Here is a 5,361-nt window from a genome sequence, read left to right as displayed (position 1 = left end):
GACCACCGAAACACTATGAAACAATCAACCGCACCATGTGTGGCACATGGGGTTGTTCGTGGTTTCAGAACCAACACAGTGGACGCGAGCAACTGAGGACAAGCCCTCGGCCTATTAGTACCGGTCAACTCCACACGTTACCGTGCTTCCATATCCGGCCTATCAACCCAGTCGTCTACTGGGAGCCTTACCCCATCAAGTGGGTGGGAGTCCTCATCTCGAAGCAGGCTTCCCGCTTAGATGCTTTCAGCGGTTATCCCTCCCGAACGTAGCCAACCAGCCATGCCCTTGGCAGAACAACTGGCACACCAGAGGTTCGTCCGTCCCGGTCCTCTCGTACTAGGGACAGCCCTTCTCAAGACTCCTACGCGCACAGCGGATAGGGACCGAACTGTCTCACGACGTTCTAAACCCAGCTCGCGTACCGCTTTAATGGGCGAACAGCCCAACCCTTGGGACCGACTCCAGCCCCAGGATGCGACGAGCCGACATCGAGGTGCCAAACCATCCCGTCGATATGGACTCTTGGGGAAGATCAGCCTGTTATCCCCGGGGTACCTTTTATCCGTTGAGCGACGGCGCTTCCACAAGCCACCGCCGGATCACTAGTCCCGACTTTCGTCCCTGCTCGACCCGTCGGTCTCACAGTCAAGCTCCCTTGTGCACTTACACTCAACACCTGATTGCCAACCAGGCTGAGGGAACCTTTGGGCGCCTCCGTTACTCTTTAGGAGGCAACCGCCCCAGTTAAACTACCCATCAGACACTGTCCCTGATCCGGATCACGGACCCAGGTTAGACATCCAGCACGACCAGACTGGTATTTCAACGACGACTCCACCTGAACTGGCGTCCAAGCTTCACAGTCTCCCAGCTATCCTACACAAGCCGAACCGAACACCAATATCAAACTGTAGTAAAGGTCCCGGGGTCTTTCCGTCCTGCTGCGCGAAACGAGCATCTTTACTCGTAGTGCAATTTCACCGGGCCTATGGTTGAGACAGTCGAGAAGTCGTTACGCCATTCGTGCAGGTCGGAACTTACCCGACAAGGAATTTCGCTACCTTAGGATGGTTATAGTTACCACCGCCGTTTACTGGCGCTTAAGTTCTCAGCTTCGCCTGGACGAATCCAAGCTAACCGGTCCCCTTAACGTTCCAGCACCGGGCAGGCGTCAGTCCGTATACATCGCCTTACGGCTTCGCACGGACCTGTGTTTTTAGTAAACAGTCGCTTCTCGCTGGTCTCTGCGGCCACCCCCAGCTCGAGGAGCAAGTCCTCTCACCAAGCGTGGCCCCCCTTCTCCCGAAGTTACGGGGGCATTTTGCCGAGTTCCTTAACCATAGTTCACCCGAACGCCTCGGTATTCTCTACCTGACCACCTGAGTCGGTTTAGGGTACGGGCCGCCATGAAACTCGCTAGAGGCTTTTCTCGACAGCATAGGATCATCCACTTCACCACAATCGGCTCGGCATCAGGTCTCAGACTATGTGCCAGGCGGATTTGCCTACCTGACGTCCTACACCCTTACCCCGGGACAACCACCGCCCGGGATGGACTACCTTCCTGCGTCACCCCATCACTCACCTACTACCAGCTCGGGTCACCGGCTCCACCACTCCCCCTCACTCCGAAGAGATCAGGGGCGGCTTCACGGGCTTAGCATCACTGGATTCGATGTTTGACGCTTCACAGCGGGTACCGGAATATCAACCGGTTATCCATCGACTACGCCTGTCGGCCTCGCCTTAGGTCCCGACTTACCCTGGGCAGATCAGCTTGACCCAGGAACCCTTAGTCAATCGGCGCAAACGTTTCTCACGTTTGTATCGCTACTCATGCCTGCATTCTCACTCGTCAACCGTCCACAACTACCTTCCGGTGCTGCTTCACCCGGCAGACGACGCTCCCCTACCCATCCACACAGGCGTTGGCCCTATTGTGTGAATGACACGACTTCGGCGGTACGCTTGAGCCCCGCTACATTGTCGGCGCGGAATCACTAGACCAGTGAGCTATTACGCACTCTTTCAAGGGTGGCTGCTTCTAAGCCAACCTCCTGGTTGTCTGTGCGACTCCACATCCTTTCCCACTTAGCGTACGCTTAGGGGCCTTAGTCGATGCTCTGGGCTGTTTCCCTCTCGACCATGGAGCTTATCCCCCACAGTCTCACTGCCGCGCTCTCACTTACCGGCATTCGGAGTTTGGCTAAGGTCAGTAACCCGGTAGGGCCCATCGCCTATCCAGTGCTCTACCTCCGGCAAGAAACACACGACGCTGCACCTAAATGCATTTCGGGGAGAACCAGCTATCACGGAGTTTGATTGGCCTTTCACCCCTAACCACAGGTCATCCCCCAGGTTTTCAACCCTGGTGGGTTCGGTCCTCCACGAAGTCTTACCTCCGCTTCAACCTGCCCATGGCTAGATCACTCCGCTTCGGGTCTTGAGCGTGCTACTGAATCGCCCTGTTCGGACTCGCTTTCGCTACGGCTTCCCCACCCGGGTTAACCTCGCAACACACCGCAAACTCGCAGGCTCATTCTTCAAAAGGCACGCAGTCACGAGACACCAGCAAGCTGATGTCCGACGCTCCCACGGCTTGTAGGCACACGGTTTCAGGTACTATTTCACTCCGCTCCCGCGGTACTTTTCACCATTCCCTCACGGTACTATCCGCTATCGGTCACCAGGGAATATTTAGGCTTAGCGGGTGGTCCCGCCAGATTCACACGGGATTTCTCGGGCCCCGTGCTACTTGGGTGTCTCTCAAACGAGCCGCTGATGTTTCGACTACGGGGGTCTTACCCTCTACGCCGGACCTTTCGCATGTCCTTCGCCTACATCAACGGTTTCTGACTCGTCCCACGGCCGGCAGACCGTGGAAGAGAGATCCCACAACCCCGCATGCGCAACCCCTGCCGGGTCTCACACGCATACGGTTTGGCCTCATCCGGTTTCGCTCGCCACTACTCCCGGAATCACGGTTGTTTTCTCTTCCTGCGGGTACTGAGATGTTTCACTTCCCCGCGTTCCCTCCACACTGCCTATGTGTTCAGCAGCGGGTGACAGCCCATGACGACTGCCGGGTTTCCCCATTCGGAAACCCCCGGATCAAAGTCTGGTTGACGACTCCCCGGGGACTATCGTGGCCTCCCACGTCCTTCATCGGTTCCTGGTGCCAAGGCATCCACCGTGCGCCCTTAAAAACTTGGCCACAGATGCTCGCGTCCACTGTGCAGTTCTCAAACAACGACCAACCACCCATCACCCCGGGAAAAACACCCGAGTGCACTGGGGCCGGCAACTGAAGGCAGCCATACGGCCGTGCCCTCAGACACCCAACAGCGTGCCCGACCAGAACCCGTCCGGAGATCATGCGTTCCACGCTCCGAAGAGCAGTACTAGCAGCCTCCGACCCAGACTCAGGCCGAGTAGTCAACGTTCCACCCATGAGCAACCAGCGCGAGTCGTTCGCTCGCGTTCTGGCCTCTGGACAACCTTGCGGCTGCCTAGAAGTGCTCCTTAGAAAGGAGGTGATCCAGCCGCACCTTCCGGTACGGCTACCTTGTTACGACTTCGTCCCAATCGCCAGTCCCACCTTCGACAGCTCCCTCCCACAAGGGGTTGGGCCACCGGCTTCGGGTGTTACCGACTTTCGTGACGTGACGGGCGGTGTGTACAAGGCCCGGGAACGTATTCACCGCAGCAATGCTGATCTGCGATTACTAGCGACTCCGACTTCATGGGGTCGAGTTGCAGACCCCAATCCGAACTGAGACCGGCTTTTTGAGATTCGCTCCACCTCGCGGTATCGCAGCTCTTTGTACCGGCCATTGTAGCACGTGTGCAGCCCAAGACATAAGGGGCATGATGACTTGACGTCGTCCCCACCTTCCTCCGAGTTGACCCCGGCGGTCTCCCGTGAGTCCCCAGCACCACAAGGGCCTGCTGGCAACACGGGACAAGGGTTGCGCTCGTTGCGGGACTTAACCCAACATCTCACGACACGAGCTGACGACAGCCATGCACCACCTGTACACCGACCACAAGGGGGGCACTATCTCTAATGCTTTCCGGTGTATGTCAAGCCTTGGTAAGGTTCTTCGCGTTGCGTCGAATTAAGCCACATGCTCCGCCGCTTGTGCGGGCCCCCGTCAATTCCTTTGAGTTTTAGCCTTGCGGCCGTACTCCCCAGGCGGGGCACTTAATGCGTTAGCTGCGGCACGGACAACGTGGAATGTTGCCCACACCTAGTGCCCACCGTTTACGGCGTGGACTACCAGGGTATCTAATCCTGTTCGCTCCCCACGCTTTCGCTCCTCAGCGTCAGTATCGGCCCAGAGATCCGCCTTCGCCACCGGTGTTCCTCCTGATATCTGCGCATTTCACCGCTACACCAGGAATTCCGATCTCCCCTACCGAACTCTAGCCTGCCCGTATCGAATGCAGACCCGGGGTTAAGCCCCGGGCTTTCACATCCGACGTGACAAGCCGCCTACGAGCTCTTTACGCCCAATAATTCCGGACAACGCTTGCGCCCTACGTATTACCGCGGCTGCTGGCACGTAGTTAGCCGGCGCTTCTTCTGCAGGTACCGTCACTTTCGCTTCTTCCCTGCTGAAAGAGGTTTACAACCCGAAGGCCGTCATCCCTCACGCGGCGTCGCTGCATCAGGCTTTCGCCCATTGTGCAATATTCCCCACTGCTGCCTCCCGTAGGAGTCTGGGCCGTGTCTCAGTCCCAGTGTGGCCGGTCGCCCTCTCAGGCCGGCTACCCGTCGTCGCCTTGGTGAGCCGTTACCTCACCAACAAGCTGATAGGCCGCGGGCTCATCCTGCACCGCCGGAGCTTTCGATCATCAAGGATGCCCAAGACAATCAGTATCCGGTATTAGACCCCGTTTCCAGGGCTTGTCCCAGAGTGCAGGGCAGATTGCCCACGTGTTACTCACCCGTTCGCCACTAATCCCCACCGAAGTGGTTCATCGTTCGACTTGCATGTGTTAAGCACGCCGCCAGCGTTCGTCCTGAGCCAGGATCAAACTCTCCGTGAATGTTTACCGGTAATCCGGTCGACACACACGAGAGCGGTGCGAGAGGAGGAATAGTCCTCTCGCACACAGCGTCCTCGCTGTGTTTTTCAAAGGAACCTCGACCATCGGTTGTCCGATGGACGGGGTATCAACATATCTGGCGTTGACTTTTGGCACGCTGTTGAGTTCTCAAGGAACGGACGCTTCCTTTGTACTCACCCTCTCGGGCTTTCCTCCGGGCGCTTCCCTTCGGTCTTGCGTTTCCGACTCTATCAGATCTTTTTCCGATCCGATTTCCTCGGTGCTTTCCAGGTTCTCGCTCTCGCG

General features: G+C 57.5%; 2 rRNA genes. Both read right to left on the bottom strand.

Annotated features, from left to right (window positions below):
• Positions 1–94: 94 nt before the first annotated feature.
• Positions 95–3,217: ribosomal RNA gene (locus CCN42_RS23065) — 23S ribosomal RNA — on the bottom strand.
• Positions 3,218–3,529: 312 nt separating this feature from the next.
• Positions 3,530–5,055, bottom strand: a 16S ribosomal RNA gene (locus tag CCN42_RS23060).
• The 16S and 23S rRNA genes sit together here, the layout of an rRNA operon.
• Positions 5,056–5,361: the final 306 nt, after the last annotated feature.

This window comes from Streptomyces glaucescens, from assembly GCF_002154375.1.
Classification (GTDB): domain Bacteria; phylum Actinomycetota; class Actinomycetes; order Streptomycetales; family Streptomycetaceae; genus Streptomyces; species Streptomyces glaucescens.
The sequence above is the reverse complement of the archived record's forward strand: the minus strand, read 5'-3'. Positions and strand labels throughout refer to the sequence as shown.